We start from the raw sequence: 20,971 nt of genomic DNA, 5'->3' as shown, positions 1-20,971 counted from the left end.
GCCTTCCCAAAGAGCACACACAAGGACATCGATGACCCGCTACAGCATTGCCACCATTCCCGGCGACGGCATCGGCAAGGAAGTGATCCCGGCGGGGCGCCGGGTGATGGAAGCGCTGGCCGAGGCCTCCGGCGGCGCGCTGCAATTCAGCTTCGAGGACTTCGGCTGGGGCGGCGACTGGTACCGCGCGCACGGCGAGATGATGCCGGCCGACGGCCTCGATGCGCTGCGCAGGAAGGACGCCATTCTTTTCGGCTCCGCGGGCGATCCGCACATTCCCGACCACGTCACGCTCTGGGGCCTGCGCCTGAAAATTTGCCAGGGCTTCGACCAGTACGCCAACGTGCGGCCCACGCGCATCCTGCCGGGCATCGACGGCCCGCTCAAGCGCTGCGCGCCCGGCCAGCTCGACTGGGTGATCGTGCGCGAGAACTCCGAGGGCGAATACGCCGGCGTCGGCGGCCGAGTGCACCAGGGCCACCCCATCGAGGCCGCCACCGACGTGAGCATGATGACCCGCGCAGGCGTCGAACGCATCATGCGTTTCGCCTTCAGGCTGGCCCGTTCGCGGCCGCGCAAGCTGCTCACCGTGGTGACCAAGAGCAACGCGCAGCGTCACGCGATGGTGATGTGGGACGAGATCGCGCTGCAGATCTCGAAGGAGTTCCCCGACGTGACATGGGACAAGGAACTGGTCGACGCCTGCACCGCACGCATGGTCAACCGCCCGGCCACGCTCGACACCATCGTCGCCACCAACCTGCACGCCGACATCCTCAGCGACCTGGCGGCCGCGCTGGCAGGCAGCCTGGGCATCGCGCCCACCGGCAACATCGACCCCGAACGGCGCTATCCGTCGATGTTCGAACCCATCCACGGTTCGGCCTTCGACATCATGGGCAAGGGTCTGGCCAACCCGGTCGGCACCTTCTGGTCGGTGGTGATGCTGCTCGAGCACCTTGGCGAGGCCGAGGCGGCGCGTCGCGTGATGCAGGCGGTGGAGCATGTCACGGCCAACCCGGCGCTGCACACGCGCGACCTGGGCGGCAGCGCGACCACCGAGCAGGTCACGCAGGCGGTGTGCGCGCACATCGCGGGCGAGCCGATGCGGCTTGCGGCATGACGGTGTGACTGCATGACGGCCTGAACGGCCGCCAGCGACACGACGGTATCCGCGCGCCTCGATGCGCGCACCACAACAACGAGCCGGAGACAAACCATGAACGCTTCTTCCAACGCGCGCCGCTGCAGCAGGCGCATCGTGCTTCGGGCCGCGACGCTCGCGCTGGGTCTCGGCGCCGCTGCGCTGGCCTTCGCGCAACAGCAGCCTCCAGCCGGCTGGCCGGCCAAGCCCATCAGTCTCATCGTGCCCTTCCCCGCCGGCGGCACCACCGACGTGCTGGCGCGCGCACTGGCCGACAAGCTCTCGCAGTCGCTCGGCCAGTCCGTGGTGGTCGAGAGCAGGCCCGGTGCCGGCGCCACGCTCGGCGCCGACTACGTGGCCAAGGCCAGGCCCGACGGCTACACGCTGCTGATGGGCGCGGTGCACCACACCATCGCCACCAGCGTCTACAAGAAGCTGCCCTACGACTTCCAGAAAGACCTGGCGCCCATCACCGTGGTGGCCATGGTGCCGAACGTGCTTGTCGTCAACGCCGCCAACACGCCTGCGAAGAACGTCGCCGAACTGGTTGCGCTGGCCAAGGCCGCGCCCGACAAGCTGGCCTATGGCTCCAACGGGAACGGCACGGCGCAGCACCTGATCGGCACGCAGTTCCAGGCCAGCACCGGCATCACGCTGCTGCATGTGCCGTACAAGGGCAGCGGCCCGCTCACCACTGACCTGCTCGGTGGCCAGGTGGCGATGTCCTTCGACACCATCACGCCGGTGCTGCAGCACATCAAGAGCGGCAAGCTGCGCGCGCTGGCCGTGACCACGGCGCGCCGCTCGTCGGTGCTGCCAGACGTGCCGACGCTGGAAGAAGCCGGGCTCAAGGGCTTCGACATCGGCACCTGGTTCGGCGTGCTCGCGCCGGCGGCCACGCCGAAGGAGATCGTCGCGCGCCTGAATGCGGAGATGGTGAAGATCATCCAGTCGCCCGACTTCGCGCAGCGCATGCAGGCCATCGGTGCCGAGCCGCTGGGCGGCACGCAGGAAGAGATGGCGCGCCGCATCCGCGACGAGACGGCCAAGTTCGCGAAGCTGGTGAAGGAAGGCGGCGTGGCGATCGACTGAGGAGGCGGCCGAACTACCGAACTCATAGGATGGCGGCTTCCTCGTTCACTCTCTGGCCTCATCCATGTTCATCGTCACCCTTACCTACATCCGCCCGCTCGAAGAGCTCGACGCGCTGATGGATGCGCACGTCGCCTGGCTGAAGAAGCACTACGAAAGCGGCCTGTTCGTGGCCTCGGGCCGGCAGGTGCCGCGCAAGGGCGGCGTGATCCTGGCGCGTTCGGGCGACCGCGCGGCGCTGGAGGCTTTGCTGGCGCGCGATCCGTTCGTGCAGAACGGCGTCGCGCGCATCGACGTGATCGAGTTCGTGCCCAGCATGACCGCGCCGGGCGCCGAAGTCCTGAAGACGCTCTGAGCCGGGGCTCAGGCTTCGGGCACTTCCTCTCGCCCGCCCGGGTGCCTTGCGAAGCGCGCGGCCTCTTGGCCGTGCACCGGTGCCGAGTGGTCCCAGGGCCAGCCGCCGAACTGGGTGCGGCGGTAGTCGGCCATGGTCTGGCTGATCTCGGCCTGCGTGTTCATCACGAAGGGGCCGTACTGCACCACCGGCTCGGCGATCGGGCGGCCCTGCAGCACCAGGAACTCGCTCTCGCTGTCGCCGTTGGCGATCTCCACTGCCACATCGCCGCGCAGTTCGATGGCCGCCGGGCCTTCCACGCGCCGGCCCGCGACGAAAGCCGCCGCGCCCTTGAAAAAGTACAGCATGCGCCGCGTACCCTCGCCGCTGGCGGCCGGCAGCGTCCATTGCGCGCCGGGCGTCATCTTGAGCGTCCAGATCGCCACGTCGGCATCGGTCTGCGAGGCCCATGAGTCGGGCGGCGGCGCCAGCGGCTGGATCGGGTCCTGCCCGTTGGCGGCGTCGCCGAGCCGGCCGGCGATTACCGCGACCTCGGTGCGGCCGCCCTTCGCGTCGTCGGACGAGAAACGCGGAATGGCGTCGGACCAGAACATCGTGAAATGCGGCTCGGCCATCTTGCTGCGCGCCGGCAGGTTCAGCCAGATCTGGAACAGCTCCAGCGGGTTCGGCGCGCCGGCGTCGAGCAGCGGGAACATCTCCGAATGCACGATGCCCTTGCCGGCCGTGAGCCACTGCACGTCGCCGCCGCCGAAGCGCGCGGTGGCGCCCAGCGAGTCGGAGTGATCGACCAGGCCCTTGCGCACGATGGTCACGGTTTCGAAGCCGCGGTGCGGGTGCGAGGGAAAGCCCGGCACCTTGTCGCCGTGGTACATGCTCCAGCCGTCCTTGCGGCTGAAGTCCTGGCCGATGTCGCGCCCGGCCAGCGAGGCGGCCGGGCCCATGCGCCCGTCGCCTTGCGGATAGGCATCGTCGTGGTAGACGCAGAACAGGAACGGGTCGATCGTCTGCCACGGGAAACCGAGGGGCGCGACCCGCACGACGGGGCTGTTGTCTTGTTCGGGCATGGGGCTATTCCTTTTCATGGGGGGCTCGGCCGATGATGCCGTGCCGGTGAAAGGAATATCGGGGCGCCGCCCCCGTCCGGTAGGGGCCTTCCGTGCAACAGTGAAGAGCGCGTATGGAACGATCGGCATCGTTCTGCTTCTTCAACGGTGTGGCGTCACGTCACTGGTTCTGGTGCGTCACGACGGCGTTCGGGTCCATGTACATCAGCTCCCACAGGTGGCCGTCGATGTCCTGGAAGCCGTGGCCGTACATGAAGCCGTAGTCCTTCGGCTCGCCCGGGATGGTGCCGCCCGCGGCCTTGGCCTTGGCCACCAGCTCGTCGACCTCGGCGCGGCTTTCGCACGACAGGCACAGCAGCACTTCGGTGCTCGTGCTGGTGTCGGCGATGCTCTTGCTCGTGAAGGTCTTGAAGAAATCCTCCACCAGCAGCATGGCGTGGATGCTGCCTTCCTGGATGACCATGCATGCGGCATTGGCGTCGGTGAACTGCGCATTGAAGGTGTAGCCCAGCGCGGCGAAGAAAGCCTTGCTCTTCTCGAGGTTCTTGACGGGGAGGTTCACGAAGATCTGCTTGGTGGCCATGGTGTCGTCCTGTATCGGTTGAGAGTGATGTGGATGTTTCGCGGTGTCTTGTGTACGCCGTCCACAAAAGATACCAAAGAAAATGGACGGCGTCCACATGATTTTCCAGGCAGGGGATTTGGCGGCCCTGCGTGACGGGGCGGGCATCATGGCGCCCTATGGAAATCGAGTTCAAGTTCTGCATTCCCGCCGGCCGCCTGAAGGCCGTCGAAGCCGCCCTGAAACGCGGCACCGTCGTGCGCACCCGCCTGCAGGCCCGCTATTTCGACACAGCCGACCAGCGGCTGGCCGCCGAAGGCATGGTGCTGCGGCTGCGCAAGGAGGGCCGGCGCTGGGTGCAGACCGTGAAGGCCACCGGCGACAACGCCCTGCACCGGCTGGAGCACAACGTCGACCTGGGCACGGCCGGTGCCGCGCCGGCCATCGACCCGCAGCGCCACCAGGGCACGCCGGTGGGCGACAGGCTCGCGAAGCTGCTGGTGGACGGCGGCGGCGTGCCGCTGGTCGAGCGGCAATCGACCGACATCGTGCGGCTCACGCGCGACGTGCGCGTCACCGGGCCCGGCGGCGCGGTGGTCGAGATGGCGCTCGATGTCGGCAAGGTCGTCGCACACGCGGGCACGCCGGAGCAACGCGCATCGCCGGTGTGCGAACTGGAGCTGGAGCTCAAGCACGGCGACGTGCAGGGCCTGGTGTCGCTCGCGCGGCGCTGGTCGCAGCAGCACGGGCTGTGGTTCAGCACCGTGTCGAAGGCCGAGCGCGGCGCGCGCCTGCTGGCGGCACAGGAAACGGTGGAAGCCGTGAAGGCCGAGACCCCGCGCTTCGGCGGCCAGCACCCGGACGGCCGCGCCATCCAGCAGGCGGTTGTTGCCTCATGCCTGGCGCAGATGCTGCCGAACGCGAGCGAGATCGCCGCGGGCAGCGAAGACGAGGAGCAGGTGCACCAGTTGCGCATCGGCATCCGGCGGCTGCGCACCGCGCTGCGCGAACTGGCGGGGCTCGACACCGCCGCCGGCCTTTTCGATGCAGACGAATGGGAGCCGCCCCTGGTCGAAGCCTTTCGCGCGCTCGGCGAGTTGCGTGACCGCGAGCAGGTGGTGAAGCTGGCGCAGCCCCGGCTACGCGAGGCAGGCGCGCCGGAGTTCGATCCGCTGGCCGGCGATGCGGCGGCGAAAGGCGCGCCTTCAGCCGGAGACGCCGTGCGCGCCGCGGCGTTCCAGAACGTGCTGGTGTCGCTGATCGGCTTTACCGCTGCCGGCCCCGCGAAGCTTGCGTTGCCAAGCGAAGGCGAAGAGGCGCCGCCTGCAGCCCCGGCGCCCCTGGATGCCGACGCCGCTCGGCGCATGCTGCGCAAGCGGCTGCAACGCCTGCACAAGCAGGTGATGCTAGACGGCGAACGCTTCGAATCGCTGGACACCGAAAGCCAGCACCGCGTGCGCAAGCGGCTCAAGCGCCTGCGCTACCTCGCCGAATTCGTCGCGCCGCTGTTCGATGCGGCAGACAAGGGCGGCGCCGAGCGCTACCTCAAGGCGCTTCGCCCCGCGCAGGACGCGCTGGGCGAGTTCAACGATGAGGCTGTCGCGCTAGCGCTCTACCGTGATGCGACGGCGCACGATGCGCGCGCGTGGTTCGCCGTGGGCTGGTTCAGCGCGCGGCATGCGGCGGGGGCCAGGGCCTGCGCAAAGGCGCTGGGGAAGATCGACGAGGCCGCCAGGTTCTGGAAGAAGAAATAAGAAACGAGATGGCCGCAAGCGCGCTGATGACAACAATCCCCGCCCCTCTTCCCGACCCCCAGGACGAACCGCTGCTGCAACTCCGATTCAGGCTCGAGCCGGAAGACGCCGAACTGCTTGCCGAAGCGGCCCTGGAACGCCGCCTCGAGGAACACGACCGGCAGTCGGAGCGCCTCCATGCGGCCGTCCAGCGGCTGGTGCCACGCGCACTATCGGTTCTGCTGATGGCCGCGCCCGTGCTCGCCATCGGGCTTCTGTATGCGCTCGAACCCCGACCGGCTCGTCCCGAGTTCTGGATCAGCTCGGCAGTGGCAGTCGTGCTGTCGGGGCTGGTGCTGTGGTTCTTTCGCGCACGTCTCGTCGAGCGCATCGCCGCCCTGGGCTCGCGCCGCAGAGCAAAGATCCAGCCGGCCATGCGGGACCGCGTGGCCCGCGCACTGCATCGAGCGGTCACGCGCTCAGCGACCAGGGCCGTCGGCATCCACGAGGTGACGATCAGCGCGCAGGGGCTGAGCCTCATGGCACCCCAAAGCAGCAAGGCCGCTGTCGTACCGTGGCAGAAGCTGACGCGCATCGAAGAAGGCGAGCGCTTCTACCGGCTCTACACCCAGGCCACCGAGCGCTTCGGACTCAGCTATCTGGTGGCAAGGCACAGCACCGAAATGGACGCCGCCGCCTACGAGGCCGGCCTGCAGCGCCTGCTGGCGCGAAGCCCCGTGAAGCCGGTGCCGCGCAGCAGCAGCTAGAAGAAACAGATCAGTGATGGTGCCCGTGGGCGCCATGCACATGCCGGTGCTCGATTTCCACCGGCAGCGCCGCACGCACGTCCGTCACCTGCAGGCTGAACTTCAGCGCCTTGCCCGCCCACGGATGGTTGCCGTCGAGCAGCACGACCGGGCCCTTGATCTTCGTCACGGTGAAGACATGCTCGCGGCCATCGTCGAGCCGGCCCTGCAGCTGGCCGCCCACCTTCACGCCAGGCGGAAAGTCGGTCTTGGGGATGCTGCGCACCAGCGTTTCGTCGCGCTGTCCGAAGGCGTCTTCGGGCGAGAGGCTCAGCACGGTCTGGTAGCCCTTCTCCTTGCCGTCGAGCGCTTCCTCGATCTTGGGCAGCGTGTTCTCGTAGCCCCCATGCAGGTAGGCCATCGGCTCGGGGCTCGCCTCGATGAGCTTGCCCTGGGCGTCGGAGACCTTGTATTTGATGGTGACGACGGTGTCTTTTTCGATTTTCATGGGGAGGCATTTTCAGTGGAAACGAAAAGGCCCTGTGCTGCGCCTAAGACTGGGGTCGCTGCAGCGCGTCCATCTGGTCGAGCTTGCCCATCACCAGCTCGATGAACGCCGACACCGCCAGCGGCAGGTGTTTGCGGCTCGGGTAGACCACGCTGAGCCCCCGGCCCGTGTACTCGTACTGCGGCAGCACCCGCACCAGCCGTCCTTCCTGCTCGTCGCGCGTCGCCATTGCCGGCGGCAGCTGCGCGATGCCGAGCCCGGCCAGTGCGGCCCTGCGCAGCGCCTGTGCGGTGTTGCCGGTGAACCGGCCGCTGACCTGCACTTCTTCTTCCACGCCACCTGGCCCAGTGAGGCGCCAGGTGGTGTGGCCGCTGGGGTGCGGCGGCGTCACGCAGTCGTGGTCCGCCAGCTCCTGCAGGGTAGCGGGCTCGCCGCGCCGCGCGATGTAGTCGGGGCTCGCCAGCAGGCCGCCGCTTCGCGTCATCAGCCTGCGCCCGATGTAGCCCGAATCGCGCAGCACGCCGCCGCGGAATGCCACGTCGATCTGCTCGGCGATGAGGTCGGCGGCCGCGTCGCTCAGCACGAAGTCGAGTTTGACCAGCGGATGCTCGGCCAGGAAGTCGGCTACCCATTCCATCGGGAAGAAATCGAAGAAATCCGCCGGCGCGGCCACGCGCACGAGGCCGCTGGGCTCCTGGCCGCCGGCCGCCAGCGCCTGGCCGGCGGCGGCCAGTCCGTCGACCAGCCCCGCGCATTGGTCGTGAAAAGCCTGCCCGGCGCTCGTCAGCGTCAGCTTGCGCGTCGAGCGCTGCATCAGCCGGGTGCCCAGTTGCGATTCGAGCTGCTGGATGCGCCGGCTCACAGTATTGGGCGGAAGGCCCAGCCTGCGGGCCGCCTCGGCAAAGCTGCCGTGGCGCACCACCTGCACAAACATGGCAACGTCGTTGAGGTCGAGCATGGCGGGTTGATTCCTTCGTTTCATGGACGAGTGCAATCCGACTCTACCGCCTAGTCGATCAATGGGTGCGTGCCTAAGCTTCTGTCCATGGCCTCGCGGCCTTCATTCACCCGCCCAGGAGCACCCCATGACCTCACAAAAGCAACCCCGCATCGGCATCGTCGTCGCCTCGACCCGCGAAGGCCGCTTCGGCGAAAAGCCCGCGCAATGGATCCACGAGATCGCCCAGCAGCGCACCGATCTCGCCTTCGAGCTGGTCGACCTGCGCGACCATCCGCTGCCCTTCTTCAACGAGGCGTCGGCGCCCGCCTGGGGGCCGGTGAAGAACGAGGCCGCGCAGCGCTGGCAAGCCAGGCTGGCCACCTTCGACGGCCTGATCGTGGTCACGCCCGAATACAACCACGGCCCCAGCGCAGTGCTGAAGAACGCGATCGACTGGGCCTACAAGGAATTCATCCGCAAGCCGATCGGCTTCGTGGGCTACGGCGGCGTGGGCGCGGCGCGCGCGGTCGAGCAACTGCGGCTGGTGGCGATCGAGATGCAGATGGCGCCGGTGCGCCATGCGGTGCACATCGGCATGGTCGAGTTCATGGGCATCTGGCAGCAGGGCAAGAGCTTCGGCGACTTCCCGCATCTCGCGCAGGCCGCCACCGGCATGCTCGACGACATCGCGTGGTGGGCCAAGGCGCTGAAGACCGCGAGGGAGGCAGCATGACCACCGCCGTCGATACACAGGCCCGCGCGGTGGTCTACCGCACGCGCGGCAGTTCGCACGGCTCGATCACCCGGCTCGTGAGCCCCGGCGACCTGGGCGAATTCCTGAAGCCCTTCGTGTTCCTCGACCTCTTCGGCTTCAACACCGAAGGCGGCCACAAGGGCTTCGGCCTGCATCCGCACTCGGGCATCGCCACGCTGACCTACCTGATCGAGGGCGATACGCTGTACGAAGACACGACCGGCGAGCAGGGCACGCTGCGCGGCGGCGGTGTGGAGTGGATGCGCGCCGGCAACGGCGTTTGGCACACCGGCGCGCCCGCGCCGGGCGTGAAGCGCGTGCGCGGCTTCCAGCTGTGGGTGGCCCTGCCGCCTTCGGAAGAAAACGCGCCTGCGCAAAGCATGTACCTCGCGCCCGCGCAGGTGCCGCGCGAAGGCCCGGCGCGCGTGCTGCTCGGGCGCCACGGCGCGGCGCAGAGCGCCATTGCCGCGCCCGCGTCGATGAACTACCTGGCCGTCGAACTGAAAGACGGCGAGCGCTGGCGCTACACGCCGCCTGCCGGCCACACGGTGGGCTGGGTCGCGGTCAACGAGGGTGGCCTCGGCACGGGCGACGCGCGGGGCGGGCCGATCGGCGCCGGCGAGCTCGCGGTGTTCGAGGAGTCGAACGACGCCATCGATTTCGTCGCGCATGGCGACACGGCCTTCGTGCTGGGCTCGGCGGTGAAGCATCCGCACGAGCTGGTGATGGGCCACTACTCGGTGCACACCAGCCGCGCGGCGCTCGACCAGGGCGAGGCCGAGATCCGCCGCATCGGCGCAACGCTGAGGCAGCAAGGCCGACTCTCGTAAGCCTGCATGCGCGTGGCGCGCGGCTGCGCCAGAATCGTTCGCTTCCGGTCGAACGACTGACTCGCAGCCCACGCCCCGCCATGAACATTGCCGATTCCTTTGCCGACATCTCGCGCTTCGTCGAGATCCGGCGCGACATCCACGCCCACCCCGAACTCGGTTTCGAGGAACACCGCACCTCCGAGAAGGTCGCGAAGCTGCTCGCCGAATGGGGCATCGAGGTGCACCGCGGCATTGCCGGCACCGGCCTCGTCGGCGTGCTGCGCAAGGGCAACGGCAGCCGCACCATCGGCCTGCGCGCCGACATGGACGCGCTGCCGCTGCATGAGGCCAACGAGTTCGCCCACAAGTCCACCAACCCCGGCCGCATGCACGCCTGCGGCCACGACGGCCACACCACCATGCTGCTGGCCGCCGCGTGGCACCTGTCGCAGCAGGGGCCGGACGACTTCGACGGCACCGTGCATTTCATCTTCCAGCCCGCCGAAGAGATGGGCAAGGCCGGCGCCAAGAAGATGATCGACGAAGGCCTGTTCGAGCGCTTCCCGTGCGACGCGGTCTTCGGGCTGCACAACTTTCCGGTGGGCGACGTCGGCCGCTTCGCGCTCAATGAAGGCGCGCTCATGGCCTCGAGCAACACCTACAAGATCACCGTGCGCGGACGCGGCACGCATGCCTCGATGCCGCACACGGGCATCGATCCGGTGGCGGCGGTGGTCAACCTTGCGCAGCAGCTGCAGACCATCGTGGCGCGCACCATTCCCAGCACCGAGCGCGCGCTGCTCGCGGTCACGCAGCTGCAGGGCTCCGACGCGCCCAACGTGATTCCCGACGTGGCCACGGTCGGCGGCACCATCCGCACTTTCTCCATCGAGGCCATCGACAAGATCGAGGCGCGCCTGCGCGAAGTGGCCGCAGGCGTGGCGGCGGCGCACGGCTGCACGGCCGAGGTGTATTTCAACCGCTCGTCGCCGCCGACGGTTAACCACGCGGCAGAGGCGCGCTTCGCCGCCGGCGTGATGCGCGAGGTGGTGGGCGACGACATGGTCACCGACAACTTTCCCGCCGTGATGGGCGCCGAAGACTTCGCGCACATGCTGCTCGCGCGGCCCGGCTGCTACGCCTTCCTGGGCAACGGCGACGGCGACCACCGGCTCGACGGCCACGGGCCCGGCCCTTGCATCATCCACAACACCTCGTTCGACTTCAACGACGAGATCATCCCGATCGGTGCCAGCTACTTCGTGAAGCTGGTGCAGCGCTGGCTGCCGTCGGGCGCCTGAAATTCCTCCCCTGTGTTGATGACGATGAAAAAGAAAGCGGCCCCCACGATGCCTTCGACCCTGTTCTCCCGGCGTTCCCTCGGCGCGCTTGCCGCGGCTGCCGCGCTCTGTGCCTTCGCACCGGCCCATGCGCAGCAGCGCGTGATCCACATCGTCGTTCCCTTCGGCACCGGTGCGGTGCAGGACACGGTGGCGCGCGCCTTCAACAACGAGCTGGGCGCGGCGCTCGGCGCCAGCGCCATCGTCGAGAACCGCGCGGGCGCGGGCGGCACCGTGGGCGCGGCGCTGGTGGCACGCGCGCCGGCCGACGGCAACACGCTGATCCTCGCTGCCGCGAGCCACAACATCGCGGGCTTCCTCTACAACAAGCTGAGCTACGACCCGCTGAAGGACTTCGTCGGCGTGGCCAACGTCGGCAATGCGGGCTACGTGCTGGCGGTGGCGGGCGGCATGGGCGTGTCGAACACGGCCGACTTCATCAAGGAGGTCAAGGCGCATCCGGGCAAGTACAACTACGCCTCGGCCGGCAACGGCAGCGCCACGCACCTCGCGATGGCGTCGTTCCTGGCGAAGGCGGGGCTGCAGATGACGCACATCCCGACCAAGTCGACCGGCGAGGCCGTCAACGAAGTGCTCGCGGGCCGCGTGCAGGCGGTGATCTCGTCGAGCATCGGCGTGATCGGCTTCCAGGACGACGCGCGCATCAAGCTGCTGGCCTCCACCGGCCAGTCGCGCAGCCCCTTCCTGCCCAAGCTGCCGACCGTGGCCGAAAGCGGCCTGCCCGGCTATGCCTTCGACTCTTGGATCGGCCTGCTTGCGCCGGCTGCCACGCCCAAGGCGGAGGTCGAGCGCATCAACGCCGCGGCCAACAAGGTGCTGGCCGACCCGGCGATCCAGGAGCGCTTCAAGCGCCTGGGCGTGGAGCCGCGCAGCCAGAGCGCGGAAGAATTCCAGAAGCTGCTGCGCTCGGACTGGGATGCGATGGGCGTGGTGGTGAAGGCGTCGGGCGCGAAGATCGATTGAGTGGCCGAAGAAATACAGGACCAGGCCGATAGCCCGTAAAAATACGGTAAAGCCGATATTTTGACAAAACAAGGCAGGGCCGATATTCTGGCTCCACGATGGACTATCCCCTGCGCTTTGTCGACCAGCTGCGGCCGCACCTCAAGGCCTTGCGGAAGCAGCGCGGCCTGACGCAAGCGCAGGCCGGCGCCCTCATCGGCGTCAGCCAGGCCCGCGTCGCGGAAATCGAGGCAAACCCCGGCGCGGTCAGCTTCGAGCAGCTGATGAAACTGCTGTCGGCGCTGGGAGCGTCCTTTTGCCTGCGCGACGAGGCTGCGCAAAGCCGCGTGCTCGTGGCCGCTGAAGAGCCCGCGCAGTACGACGCAGTGAAGTTGCCGCCCGGCCCATGGACCGCCACGCAGATGAGCGACCAGTCGGTGCTGGTGCGCCTGGAGTCCGAATCGCCGGGCGCACCGGGCGAATCGCTTCGGGCGCTCCAGGCGCTGAATCCCGGCAAGGACATCAAACCCACGTCGCGCCGGAGCTTCGTCGTGCGGCCGAAGAGGGAGTCCTGGTGACGCAGGCCCTGGACGCCTGGATGAACGGAGAGCGCGTAGGCACCTGGTTCGTCGACCGTGGCGCCCATTCCTTCCGCTACGACCCGGCCTGGCTGGAATCGCCCCGGCGGCGTTCGCTGTCGCTGTCGATCCCGCTCAACAGCACGCTCGAGGTCCGCGGCGAGGTGGTCCGCAACTACTTCGACAACCTGCTGCCCGACAACGACAGGATTCGCGCGCGGCTGCGCAACCGCTTCCGGCTCAAGGACGCCACGACCTTCGGCCTGCTCGAAGCCATCGGCCGCGACTGTGTCGGTGCCGTGCAGCTGCTGCCCGAAGGGGCCGTGCCGGAAGGCTGGAACGCCATCAACTGCGAGCCGCTGGACGAGGCGCAGATCGCCGAGCTGCTGCAGGCCGTTCCGTCCGAAGACGCCCCGCAAGGCATGCGCGACGAAGACCTGTTTCGCATCTCGCTGGCCGGCGCGCAGGAAAAGACGGCGCTGACCCGCTGGAACGACGCATGGTGCCGGCCGCACGGCGCTACGCCCACCACGCACATCGTGAAGCTGCCGCTGGGGCTGATCGGCGGCTCCAGGCGCGTGGACGCCTCCGACTCGGTGCAGAACGAATGGCTGTGCGCGCAGATCGTCGAGGCCCTCGGACTGCCGGTGGCGCCGACCTCCATGGCCACCTTCGGCGGGCAGACGGTGCTGATCGTGGAGCGCTTCGACCGCGAATGGATGGACGGCGGCACCTGGATCGCGCGCCTGCCGCAGGAAGACTTCTGCCAGGCCCTGGGCCTGCCGTCCGACAAGAAGTACGAGCAGCACGGCGGGCCCGGCATGCCGAAGTGCCTGCAGCTTCTGCAAGGCAGCCGGAGCGCGGACGACGGCGCGCGCTTCCTGCTAGCGCAGCTGGCCTTCTTTCTGCTCGCGGCCACGGACGGGCACGCCAAGAACTTCTCGATCCATCTCCAGCGCGGCGACGCCTACGAGATGACGCCGCTGTACGACGTCATCTCGATGTGGCCGTATTTCGGCGATGGCGCCAATCAGTTCCAGCCGCGCAAGGCGGGCCTGGCGATGGCCATCCGCTCGCGGAACGCGCACTACGTGTTCCAGGCCATCCAGGCCCGCCACTGGCATGGCCTGGCCATGAAGAACGGCGGCATCGACGTCTGGAACGCCATGCTCGGCCTGGTGGCCTCGGTGGACGCCGCGCTGGAAGAGGTCGAGGCGCTGCTGCCGCCGGACTTTCCCGCGCGGACCTGGGAGACCATTTCGCAGGGCATGCGAGGCGAGGTGAAGCGCTTCCTCGCGGGGGCCGACGCCATCGCTGCCCAGTAAGCCGCTCAGGACTCCGAGGTAAAGCCGATCTGCCGGACCAGCGGCCCCCAGCGTTCGTACTCGGCCTTCTGGTCGGCCGCCATGTCCTGCGGCGAGCTGGCGTTTGCGACCAGGCCGACCAGGGCCAGCGCGTCCACGACGGCCTTGTCTTTCAGCGCCTGGGTGATGGCGGCGTTGGCGGCAGTGATGGTGGCGGCGGGCGTCCTGGCGGGCGCGTAGAAGCCGAACCACTCCTCGGAGGTCACGTCGGGGTAGCCCAGCTCCGTGAATGTCGGCACGTCGGGCAGGAAGGGCGAGCGCTTCTTGCCGGATGTCGCCAGCACGCGGATGCGGCCGGTCTTCATGTACTGCAGATAGTCGCCGCTGGGGTTCATGGCGGCCGCGATCTGCCCGCCCACGAGGTCGGTGATGCTGGGCACGGTGCCGCGGTAGGGAACGTGCTTGATCTCCACGCCCGCGCGCATGCCCAGCAGCGCGCCCAGCAGGTGCGGCATGGAGCCGGCGCCGGGCGAGCCGTAGCTGGCCTTCTCGGGATGGGCCTTGGCCCAGGCCAGGAAGTCCTTGAGCGTCTTGACCTCGGCCGGCACCGCAGGCCCCACGGCCAGGCCATGGAACATGATCGCGCCGATGGACACGGCCGTCACGTCTTCCGGCTTGTACGTGAGCTTCGGGTAGATGTACGGGTAGACCGACAACGCCGACACGGGGGCCAGTGCCAGCACGGAGCCATCGGCCGGCGCGGCCTTGAGTGTTTCCAGCGCAATGCGGCCACCCGCGCCGGGCTTGTTCTCCACATAGCCCGGGTTCTTGCTGTAGGCCGTGCCGCCGAGCTTTTCGGCCACGCGTCGCGCCACGCTGTCGCCGGCGCTGCCGGCGGGAAAGCCGTAGATGACCTTCACCTGGTCCAGTGCCTGCGCGATGGCCGGGAAGGGCATCAGCGCACCCGTGGCGGCGGCGCCGGCCATGGTGTTCAGGAAGTGACGTCGTTGCATGGTTTTGTCTCCTTGAGTGTGTATGCGTGCGGGGGAAAACCGAGGGGCCGGCGGCATCAGGCGGCCGTGCGCTCTCGGGCGTAGTCGATGAAGAAGGCGAGGCTTCGAGGGTTCTGCATGCTGTCGGGGCTGGCCACCTTGTCGGCCGGGGCGCCCAGCAACAGCCTGCGCACCGGCACCTCCATCTTCTTGCCGCTGAGCGTGCGCGGAATCTCGGCCACCTGGACGACGTCGTCCGGCACATGGCGCGCCGAGGCCTTGGCACGGATGTCGGCGCAGATGCGCTCCTTGAGGGATGCATCGAGCGTCGCGCCCGGCTGCAGGACGACGAACAAGGGCATGAACGACGGCCGGCCCAGGTACTCCAGATCGACCACCAGGCTGTCGCGTACCTCGGGCAGTTGCTCCACCACCCGGTAGATCTCCGCCGTGCCCATGCGGATGCCGAACCGGTTGATGGTGCTGTCCGAGCGGCCATAGATCACCGCGCTGCGCCGCGGCGTGAAGCGAATCCAGTCGCCGTGCCGCCAGACATGGGGGAAAGTCGTGAAGTAGCTTTCGCGGTAGCGCTGGTCCTCGGGATCGTTCCAGAAGTACAGCGGCATCGAGGGCATCGGCTTGGTGATGACCAGTTCGCCCACTTCATCGACCACCGGCCGGCCGGCGTCGTCGAAGGCGTAGGCCGCCACGCCCAGCTCGGGGCACTGGATCTCGCCGGCATGCACCGGCAGGCTGGGAGCGCAAGCCACGAACCCCGAGGCGATGTCGGTGCCGCCGCTGATGGAGGCCAGCCAGAGGTCCGGCTTGACGGCCTCGTAGACCCAAAGGTAGGCGTCCACCGGCAGCGGCGAGCCGGTCGCGTTGATGGCGCGCAGGCGGTCCAGCTTCGCGATGTCGCGCGGGCGCAAGCCTTCCTTCATGCAGTTGACCAGGTAGGCCGCACCGCAGCCGAACAGCGTGACGCCCTGCTCGTCGATGAAGCGCCACAACGCCTCGGCATCCGGCCAGTTGGGGTTGCCGTCGAACATCACGATGCTCGCGCCGGTCAACAGCGCGCCCACCTGCAGGTTCCACACGATCCATCCGGTGCTGCCCAGGAACAGCAGCCGGTCGCCCGCGCGGAGGTCGTGCTGCAGCGCCATGGTCTTCAGGTGCGTGAGCACGATGCCACCGTGGCCGTGCACCATCGCCTTGGGCAGGCCGGTGGTGCCGGAGGAATAGACGATCCACAGCGGGTGGTCGAAAGGCAGGCGCTCGTAGTGCGGCGGCGCGCTGTTGCGCAGTGCCTCGGCCCAGTCGACGCGGTCGCGCCATTCGGGTGCCGGCGCTTCGTCCGCGGCGCCCGGCACGTGGACTACACGCTTCACGCTGGGCAGCTCGGCCAGCAACTCCTTGACCTGGGCGATGCGATCGTGGCGCTTGCCGTTGTAGCGGTAGCTGTCGGCCGCCAGCAGCAGGCAGGGCTCGATCTGGCGCAACCGGTCCAGGACCACGCCCGGGCCCATGTCCGGCGCGCAGCTGGACCAGATGGCACCGATGCTGGCGCAAGCCAGGAAAGCGACGACGGTCTCCGGCCAGTTGGGCAGGTAGCCGGCCACCCGGTCGCCCGGGCCGATGCCCCAGGCGCGCATCTGCCCGGCCAGCGCGGCGACGTCGCGTTCCAGTTCGGCCCACGACACGGTGCGCAACGGCGCGCCTTCCCTGCGCGCGACGATCGCCGGACTTGCCGGGTCCATGGGCGCCCGGCGAAACAGGTTCTCGGCGTAGTTCAGCTGCATGCCCGGGAACCACTGAGCACCGGGCATCTCGCGGCGGCCCAGTACCGGTTGCGGATCTCCGTGGCCGACAACACCGAAGTACTCCCACACCGATTGCCAGAAAGCATCCAGCGCTTCCACCGACCACTGCCAAAGCGCCTCGTAGCCACCGGCCGGCATGCCGTGGCGGTCTGCCAGCCACTGCTGGTAGTCGTGCAGGCGGCTGGCGCGAATCTGTTCGGCCGAAGGTGACCACAGCAGTTGGGCGTGAGCTTCGGAGGTGGTCGAGGTGTGCATGTAGTGGCCGGGTGAATCCAAGGTGCCGCCGGGTGGGCGGGTTGGGCCGGATTGTTCGGGCTAGGTTGAAGCGTTACTGTTGAAACGGGGACATTTGGAGGAAGGGTTTACCCGTTGAAAACGAAGCTGGACGATCTGCCGGTCGCGGCTGATGACGGCACATCGCGTGGCATGCCGCCCCGGCGCCTGAGCGTGGGCGAACCTGCGGGTTTCGGGCTGGACGAGCTGTTGCGCCTCTCGCCCTGGTACGCAATGCTCCCGGCCCCGGTACAGGGCTGGATCCGGGAGCGTGCCCGCGAACACCGGGTGGCGCAGGGCCAGCTGCTGGCCAGGCGGGGTGAAATACCGACGGCCTGGTTCGGACTCGCGCAGGGGCTGCTCAAGACTTCGGTGCTGGCTGCCGACGGACGCAGTTCCACGCTCGGCGGCATCCTGCCGGGCTGCTGGTTCGGCGAAGGCGCACTGCTGCGCGGCAAGCCGCGCCATGCAGACTACGTGGCGCTGCGCGACAGCCGTGTCGTGCTGCTGCCGCTGGACGATTTCGCCCGTCTGCTGCAGGAGCAGCCGGTGTTCAAGGACTTCGTGTATTCGCAGATCAACGAGCGCCTGCATTACTTCATGGACCATGTGGGCGATGTGCGGCTGATGCGCGGCCCCGCGCGAGTGGCAAATGCGCTGTGCGGACTGGCGCATGTGCTGAACAACCCGCTCGGCCTGGTCCACCTGCCCATCGCGCAGGACGAACTGGCCGCCATTGCCGCCGTTTCGCGTCAGCGCTGCAACCGTGCACTGCAGCACATGCAGGCACAAGGCTGGCTGCAGGTCGGCTATGGGCACCTGACCCTGCTGGCGCTCGACCCCATCGCCGACATGGCGCGCGCCGGCTGACGCCATTCTTCGACAGCGGCCGGGGGCGCGAACGCGGCTTGTAGGACGCCGCTGGATTGACAACGCGCCGTCGGCGCTCATCCCCTGCGATGGGTTTCCGTGCATCCTGCGAGCGATATAAAAGGATTCCTCATGGACTCGACATCGCCCCTCAATCAACCTCCAGGCACGCCCGGCGCCACCAGGTCGCCGAAGGCGCTGTGGGCCGTGATCGGCGCGCTGGCGGTGGCCGTGGTGGCACTGGGCGGCGTGCTGTTGCACAAGTCGCAGGACACGGCAACGGGTGCCGCGGCATCGCCGCCTGTCGCCGCCGCAATGTCGCCCAAGGCGCCCGACGACTTCAAGCCTGAGCTCATGCCGCCTGCCCCGGCCGTGCCGCCCACCGGCGCCGGCCCGGCCCCGCAGGCGATGGCCGCTTCGCCCATGCCTGCCCCGCTGCCGGCGCAAGCGGTCCAGCCCGCACCTGCCCCCGGCTCGAATGCGCCGGTGGTGGCTGCCGCCCAGCCCGGACCGCCGCCCTGCGCGGTCTGCGGACGCGTCGAATCGGTTCGCCCGGTGCAGCGCGCCCAGCGCACGACGGGCGTCGGCGCGGTCGCGGGCGGCGTGGTTGGCGGCCTTGTCGGCAACCAGTTCGGCCACGGCAACGGCCGTGCCGCGACCACGGTGCTCGGGGCGGTGGGCGGCGGCTTCGCGGGTAATGCCATCGAGAAGCACGTGCGCACTGTCACCGTCTACGAGGTCGGCGTGCGCATGGACAACGGCTCGCTGCGCACGGTAGAGACCAAAAGCGCGCCTCCCATCGGAAAGCCGGTCACGCTCAGGCGCGGCTTGCTACGCCCGGCGGACGGCCGCAAGTAGCGCACGGCGGCCCGCGCCCGGGCCGCGATATCACACAAGCTCCGGGACCGGAAGAGCGCTTGTCCCACGAATATCTTGACGGTATATCGTTAATATATTTAAAGTGCGACGCTTCCACACCGCACATCCACAAGGAGCGACCAAGTGAGCAATCCCCGCTGGCAAGGCATCTTCCCCGCCGTCACCACCAAGTTCCACGCCGACGAGAGCATCGACGCCGAAGGCACTGCACGGCACATCGACTTCCAGATCCGCAACGGCATCCACGGCCTCGTCACCTGCGGTTCGCTGGGCGAAGCCAGCACGCTCACGCTGGAAGAAAAGCTGCAGGTGGCGAAGATCGCGCTCGAGGCCGCCGACGGCCGCATCCCGGTGCTGGCCAACGTGTCGGAAACCAGCACGCGCGAGGCGCTTCGCTACGTGGACGGCGCCAACAAGCTCGGCGTGGCCGGCTTCATGGTGATGCCCTCGGTGATCTACGTGGCCGACGCGCGCGAGGCCATGCTCAACGTGCGCACCATCGCCAACGCGGCGCAGAAACCCATCATGGTCTACAACAACCCGGTGGCCTACCGCGTCGACCTGAAGCCGCAGCACATGGTCGAGCTGGCCGACTGCGAATGGATCGCGGCCATCAAGGAAAGCACCGACGACATCCGCCGCATCACCGACCTGCGCAACACCGTGGGCGACCGCTACCAGCTGTTCCTGGGCGTGGACGACCTCGCCTACGAAGGCCTGGCGCTCGGCTGCGACGGCCTGCTGGCCGGCGTGGGCTGCGCCTTCCCGCGCGAGACCGTGGCGCTCTACGACCTCATGAAGGCCGGCAAGTTTGCCGAAGCGCTCAAGCTCTACCAGTGGATGACGCCGATGCTGCACCTGGACGTGTCGACCAAGCTGGTGCAGAACCTCAAGCTCATCGACGTGCTGGTGGGCGTGGGCACCGAGCACATGCGCCGTCCGCGCCTGCCGCTGATCGGCGCGGAGCGCGAGTTCATCGAAGGCATCGTGAAGAAGGCGCTCGCGACACGGCCTGTTCAATACCAGTCGGTCATGTAATAACCGCACGGCCTCGCGTTTTTCATCGTCCCCAACCCAGTAGGAAGAAGCATGAAGACAAAAGCAAGCATGGTTTCGTTTCTCGGACTCGCGGCCTTCGCCGCGCTCACCGTTTCCGGCCAGGTGCAGGCACAGGAGCAGGTGGTCAAGATCGGTCACAGCGGTCCGCTGTCGGGCCCCAATGCCTTCGCGGGCAAGGACAATGAAAACGGCGTGCGCCTGGCCGTCGAGGAGCTCAACGCGAAGAAGCTCGTGGTCGGCGGCAAGACGCTGAAGTTCGAGCTGGTCTCCGAAGACGACCAGTGCGACGCCAAGACCGGCGTGAGCGTGGCGCAGAAGTTCGTGGACGACGGCGTGAAGTTCGTCATGGGCCCGTACTGCTCCGGCGTGGCCATTCCGGCCTCGCGCATCTACAGCGACGGCGGCGTGCTGCTCTCCACCGTGGGCACCAACCCCAAGGTCACGCAGGGCGGCTACAAGAACCTCTACCGCATCATCGCCAGCGACAACCAGATCGGCGGCGCAATGGCGGTCTATGCGGCCAAGGTACTCAAGGTCAAGAAGGTCGGCGTGATCGACGACCGCACCGCCTTCGGCCAGGGCCTGGCGGAAGAGTTCACCAAGGAAGCCAAGGCGCAGGGCCTGACGGTGGTCGGCCAGGAGTTCACCACCGACAAGGCAGTCGACTTCACCGCCATCCTCACCAACATGAAGGCCAAGGCGCCCGAGGCCATCTTCTTCGGCGGCTATGCGCCCCAGGCCGCGCCCATGGCCCGCCAGATGAAGCAGCTGGCCGTGGCCGGCAAGCTGCTGGGCGGCGACACCGTCTGCAGCCCAGCCACCGGCAAGCTCGGCGGCGACGCGGTCAACGACGTGGTGTTCTGCGCGCAGGGCGGCTCCATCCTCGAGAAGGCACAGAGCGGTCCGGCGTTCAAGGAGAAGTTCAAGAAGCGCTTCAACATCGACGCCGACGCCTACGCCGCCTCGTACTACGACCAGGTGATGTTCATCGGCGAGTCGATGAAGAAGGCCAACTCCATCGACCCCGACAAGGTCGGCGCCGAGCTCTACAAGACCACCTACAAGGGCGTGGCCGCAACCTACGCGTACGACGACAAGGGCAACATGAAGCAGGCGCCGATCACGGTGTTCACCTTCAAGAACGCGGCACCCGTGCCGCTGGCCAGCTACTGATCGACCGGAC

Annotated in this window: 21 protein-coding genes; 15 read left to right on the top strand and 6 right to left on the bottom strand. The window is 68.1% G+C overall.

The features are described 5' to 3' along the window. Positions 1–31 precede the first annotated feature (31 nt). From ACWV14_RS31605 to ACWV14_RS31595, 3 genes are all read left to right on the top strand, one after another. The gene (locus tag ACWV14_RS31605; protein WP_454905854.1) at positions 32–1,123 is read left to right on the top strand and encodes a tartrate dehydrogenase; all 1,092 of its coding nucleotides are present in this window, start codon (positions 32–34) and stop codon (positions 1,121–1,123) included. Positions 1,124–1,219: 96 nt separating this feature from the next. Continuing rightward, a complete protein-coding gene (locus ACWV14_RS31600; protein WP_454905852.1) occupies positions 1,220–2,236 on the top strand; it encodes a tripartite tricarboxylate transporter substrate binding protein in 1,017 nt (338 codons plus the stop codon). Positions 2,237–2,300: 64 nt separating this feature from the next. Next, the gene (locus tag ACWV14_RS31595) at positions 2,301–2,591 is read left to right on the top strand and encodes a YciI family protein (RefSeq protein ID WP_454905850.1); all 291 of its coding nucleotides are present in this window, start codon (positions 2,301–2,303) and stop codon (positions 2,589–2,591) included. Positions 2,592–2,599: 8 nt separating this feature from the next. On the opposite strand, the gene ACWV14_RS31590 is transcribed toward ACWV14_RS31595, so the two are convergent. Both ACWV14_RS31590 and ACWV14_RS31585 read right to left on the bottom strand, forming a co-directional pair. Next, complete coding sequence (locus tag ACWV14_RS31590) at positions 2,600–3,673, bottom strand: pirin family protein (RefSeq protein WP_454905848.1); 1,074 nt, start codon at positions 3,671–3,673, stop codon at positions 2,600–2,602. Between the two features lie 142 nt (positions 3,674–3,815). Next, a complete protein-coding gene (locus tag ACWV14_RS31585) occupies positions 3,816–4,238 on the bottom strand; it encodes a VOC family protein (protein WP_422084341.1) in 423 nt (140 codons plus the stop codon). A gap of 158 nt (positions 4,239–4,396) precedes the next feature. On the opposite strand from ACWV14_RS31585, the gene ACWV14_RS31580 reads away from it, so the two are divergent. Further along, the gene (locus ACWV14_RS31580) at positions 4,397–5,971 is read left to right on the top strand and encodes a CYTH and CHAD domain-containing protein (RefSeq protein WP_454905846.1); all 1,575 of its coding nucleotides are present in this window, start codon (positions 4,397–4,399) and stop codon (positions 5,969–5,971) included. A gap of 26 nt (positions 5,972–5,997) precedes the next feature. Continuing rightward, positions 5,998–6,717: a hypothetical protein gene (locus ACWV14_RS31575; RefSeq protein ID WP_454905844.1), complete on the top strand. Its 720-nt coding sequence runs from the start codon at positions 5,998–6,000 to the stop codon at positions 6,715–6,717. 10 nt (positions 6,718–6,727) lie between these two features. Here ACWV14_RS31575 and ACWV14_RS31570 read toward each other — a convergent pair whose 3' ends face one another. Continuing rightward, the gene (locus tag ACWV14_RS31570) at positions 6,728–7,204 is read right to left on the bottom strand and encodes an FKBP-type peptidyl-prolyl cis-trans isomerase (RefSeq protein WP_454905843.1); all 477 of its coding nucleotides are present in this window, start codon (positions 7,202–7,204) and stop codon (positions 6,728–6,730) included. 43 nt (positions 7,205–7,247) lie between these two features. After that, positions 7,248–8,162 carry a LysR family transcriptional regulator gene (locus ACWV14_RS31565; RefSeq protein ID WP_454905841.1) on the bottom strand — a complete coding sequence of 305 codons (915 nt, stop codon included), beginning with the start codon at positions 8,160–8,162 and terminating at the stop codon, positions 7,248–7,250. Positions 8,163–8,289: 127 nt separating this feature from the next. On the opposite strand from ACWV14_RS31565, the gene ACWV14_RS31560 reads away from it, so the two are divergent. From ACWV14_RS31560 to ACWV14_RS31535, 6 genes are all read left to right on the top strand, one after another. Further along, positions 8,290–8,877: an NADPH-dependent FMN reductase gene (locus tag ACWV14_RS31560; RefSeq protein WP_454905839.1), complete on the top strand. Its 588-nt coding sequence runs from the start codon at positions 8,290–8,292 to the stop codon at positions 8,875–8,877. After that, positions 8,874–9,728, top strand: a complete 855-nt coding sequence (locus tag ACWV14_RS31555) for a pirin family protein (protein WP_454905837.1) — start codon at positions 8,874–8,876, stop codon at positions 9,726–9,728. The genes ACWV14_RS31560 and ACWV14_RS31555 overlap by 4 nt, the downstream gene beginning before the upstream one ends. Before the next feature lie 80 nt (positions 9,729–9,808). Next, a complete protein-coding gene (locus tag ACWV14_RS31550) occupies positions 9,809–11,011 on the top strand; it encodes a M20 aminoacylase family protein (protein WP_106936330.1) in 1,203 nt (400 codons plus the stop codon). Between the two features lie 48 nt (positions 11,012–11,059). Then, complete coding sequence (locus ACWV14_RS31545; protein ID WP_454905835.1) at positions 11,060–12,034, top strand: tripartite tricarboxylate transporter substrate-binding protein; 975 nt, start codon at positions 11,060–11,062, stop codon at positions 12,032–12,034. A 98-nt stretch (positions 12,035–12,132) separates the two neighbouring features. Continuing rightward, the gene (locus tag ACWV14_RS31540) at positions 12,133–12,591 is read left to right on the top strand and encodes a helix-turn-helix domain-containing protein (RefSeq protein WP_454905833.1); all 459 of its coding nucleotides are present in this window, start codon (positions 12,133–12,135) and stop codon (positions 12,589–12,591) included. Between the two features lie 20 nt (positions 12,592–12,611). Further along, positions 12,612–13,916: a HipA domain-containing protein gene (locus ACWV14_RS31535; protein ID WP_454906146.1), complete on the top strand. Its 1,305-nt coding sequence runs from the start codon at positions 12,612–12,614 to the stop codon at positions 13,914–13,916. A gap of 5 nt (positions 13,917–13,921) precedes the next feature. Here ACWV14_RS31535 and ACWV14_RS31530 read toward each other — a convergent pair whose 3' ends face one another. Together ACWV14_RS31530 and ACWV14_RS31525 are read right to left on the bottom strand one after the other, a co-directional pair. Further along, on the bottom strand, positions 13,922–14,908 hold the full coding sequence (locus ACWV14_RS31530) for a tripartite tricarboxylate transporter substrate-binding protein (RefSeq protein WP_454905831.1): 987 nt from the start codon (positions 14,906–14,908) through the stop codon (positions 13,922–13,924). Between the two features lie 56 nt (positions 14,909–14,964). After that, the gene (locus ACWV14_RS31525) at positions 14,965–16,962 is read right to left on the bottom strand and encodes an acetoacetate--CoA ligase (protein WP_454905829.1); all 1,998 of its coding nucleotides are present in this window, start codon (positions 16,960–16,962) and stop codon (positions 14,965–14,967) included. 114 nt (positions 16,963–17,076) lie between these two features. Here ACWV14_RS31525 and ACWV14_RS31520 point away from each other — a divergent pair, with 114 nt between their 5' ends. The 4 genes from ACWV14_RS31520 (at position 17,077) to ACWV14_RS31505 (ending at position 20,961) form a co-directional block, all read left to right on the top strand. Next, entirely contained in the window at positions 17,077–17,850 is a 774-nt protein-coding gene (locus tag ACWV14_RS31520) for a Crp/Fnr family transcriptional regulator (protein ID WP_454905827.1), read from the top strand. A gap of 132 nt (positions 17,851–17,982) precedes the next feature. Continuing rightward, the gene (locus ACWV14_RS31515; RefSeq protein ID WP_454905825.1) at positions 17,983–18,708 is read left to right on the top strand and encodes a glycine zipper 2TM domain-containing protein; all 726 of its coding nucleotides are present in this window, start codon (positions 17,983–17,985) and stop codon (positions 18,706–18,708) included. A gap of 144 nt (positions 18,709–18,852) precedes the next feature. Further along, positions 18,853–19,767: a dihydrodipicolinate synthase family protein gene (locus ACWV14_RS31510; RefSeq protein ID WP_285413873.1), complete on the top strand. Its 915-nt coding sequence runs from the start codon at positions 18,853–18,855 to the stop codon at positions 19,765–19,767. Positions 19,768–19,818: 51 nt separating this feature from the next. Beyond that, on the top strand, positions 19,819–20,961 hold the full coding sequence (locus ACWV14_RS31505; RefSeq protein ID WP_422084355.1) for a branched-chain amino acid ABC transporter substrate-binding protein: 1,143 nt from the start codon (positions 19,819–19,821) through the stop codon (positions 20,959–20,961). The last annotated feature ends 10 nt before the right edge of the window (positions 20,962–20,971 follow it).

This window comes from Variovorax durovernensis (assembly GCF_977011995.1).
Note: the sequence above shows the minus strand (reverse complement) of the source record. Positions and strands in the feature narration are given on the sequence as shown.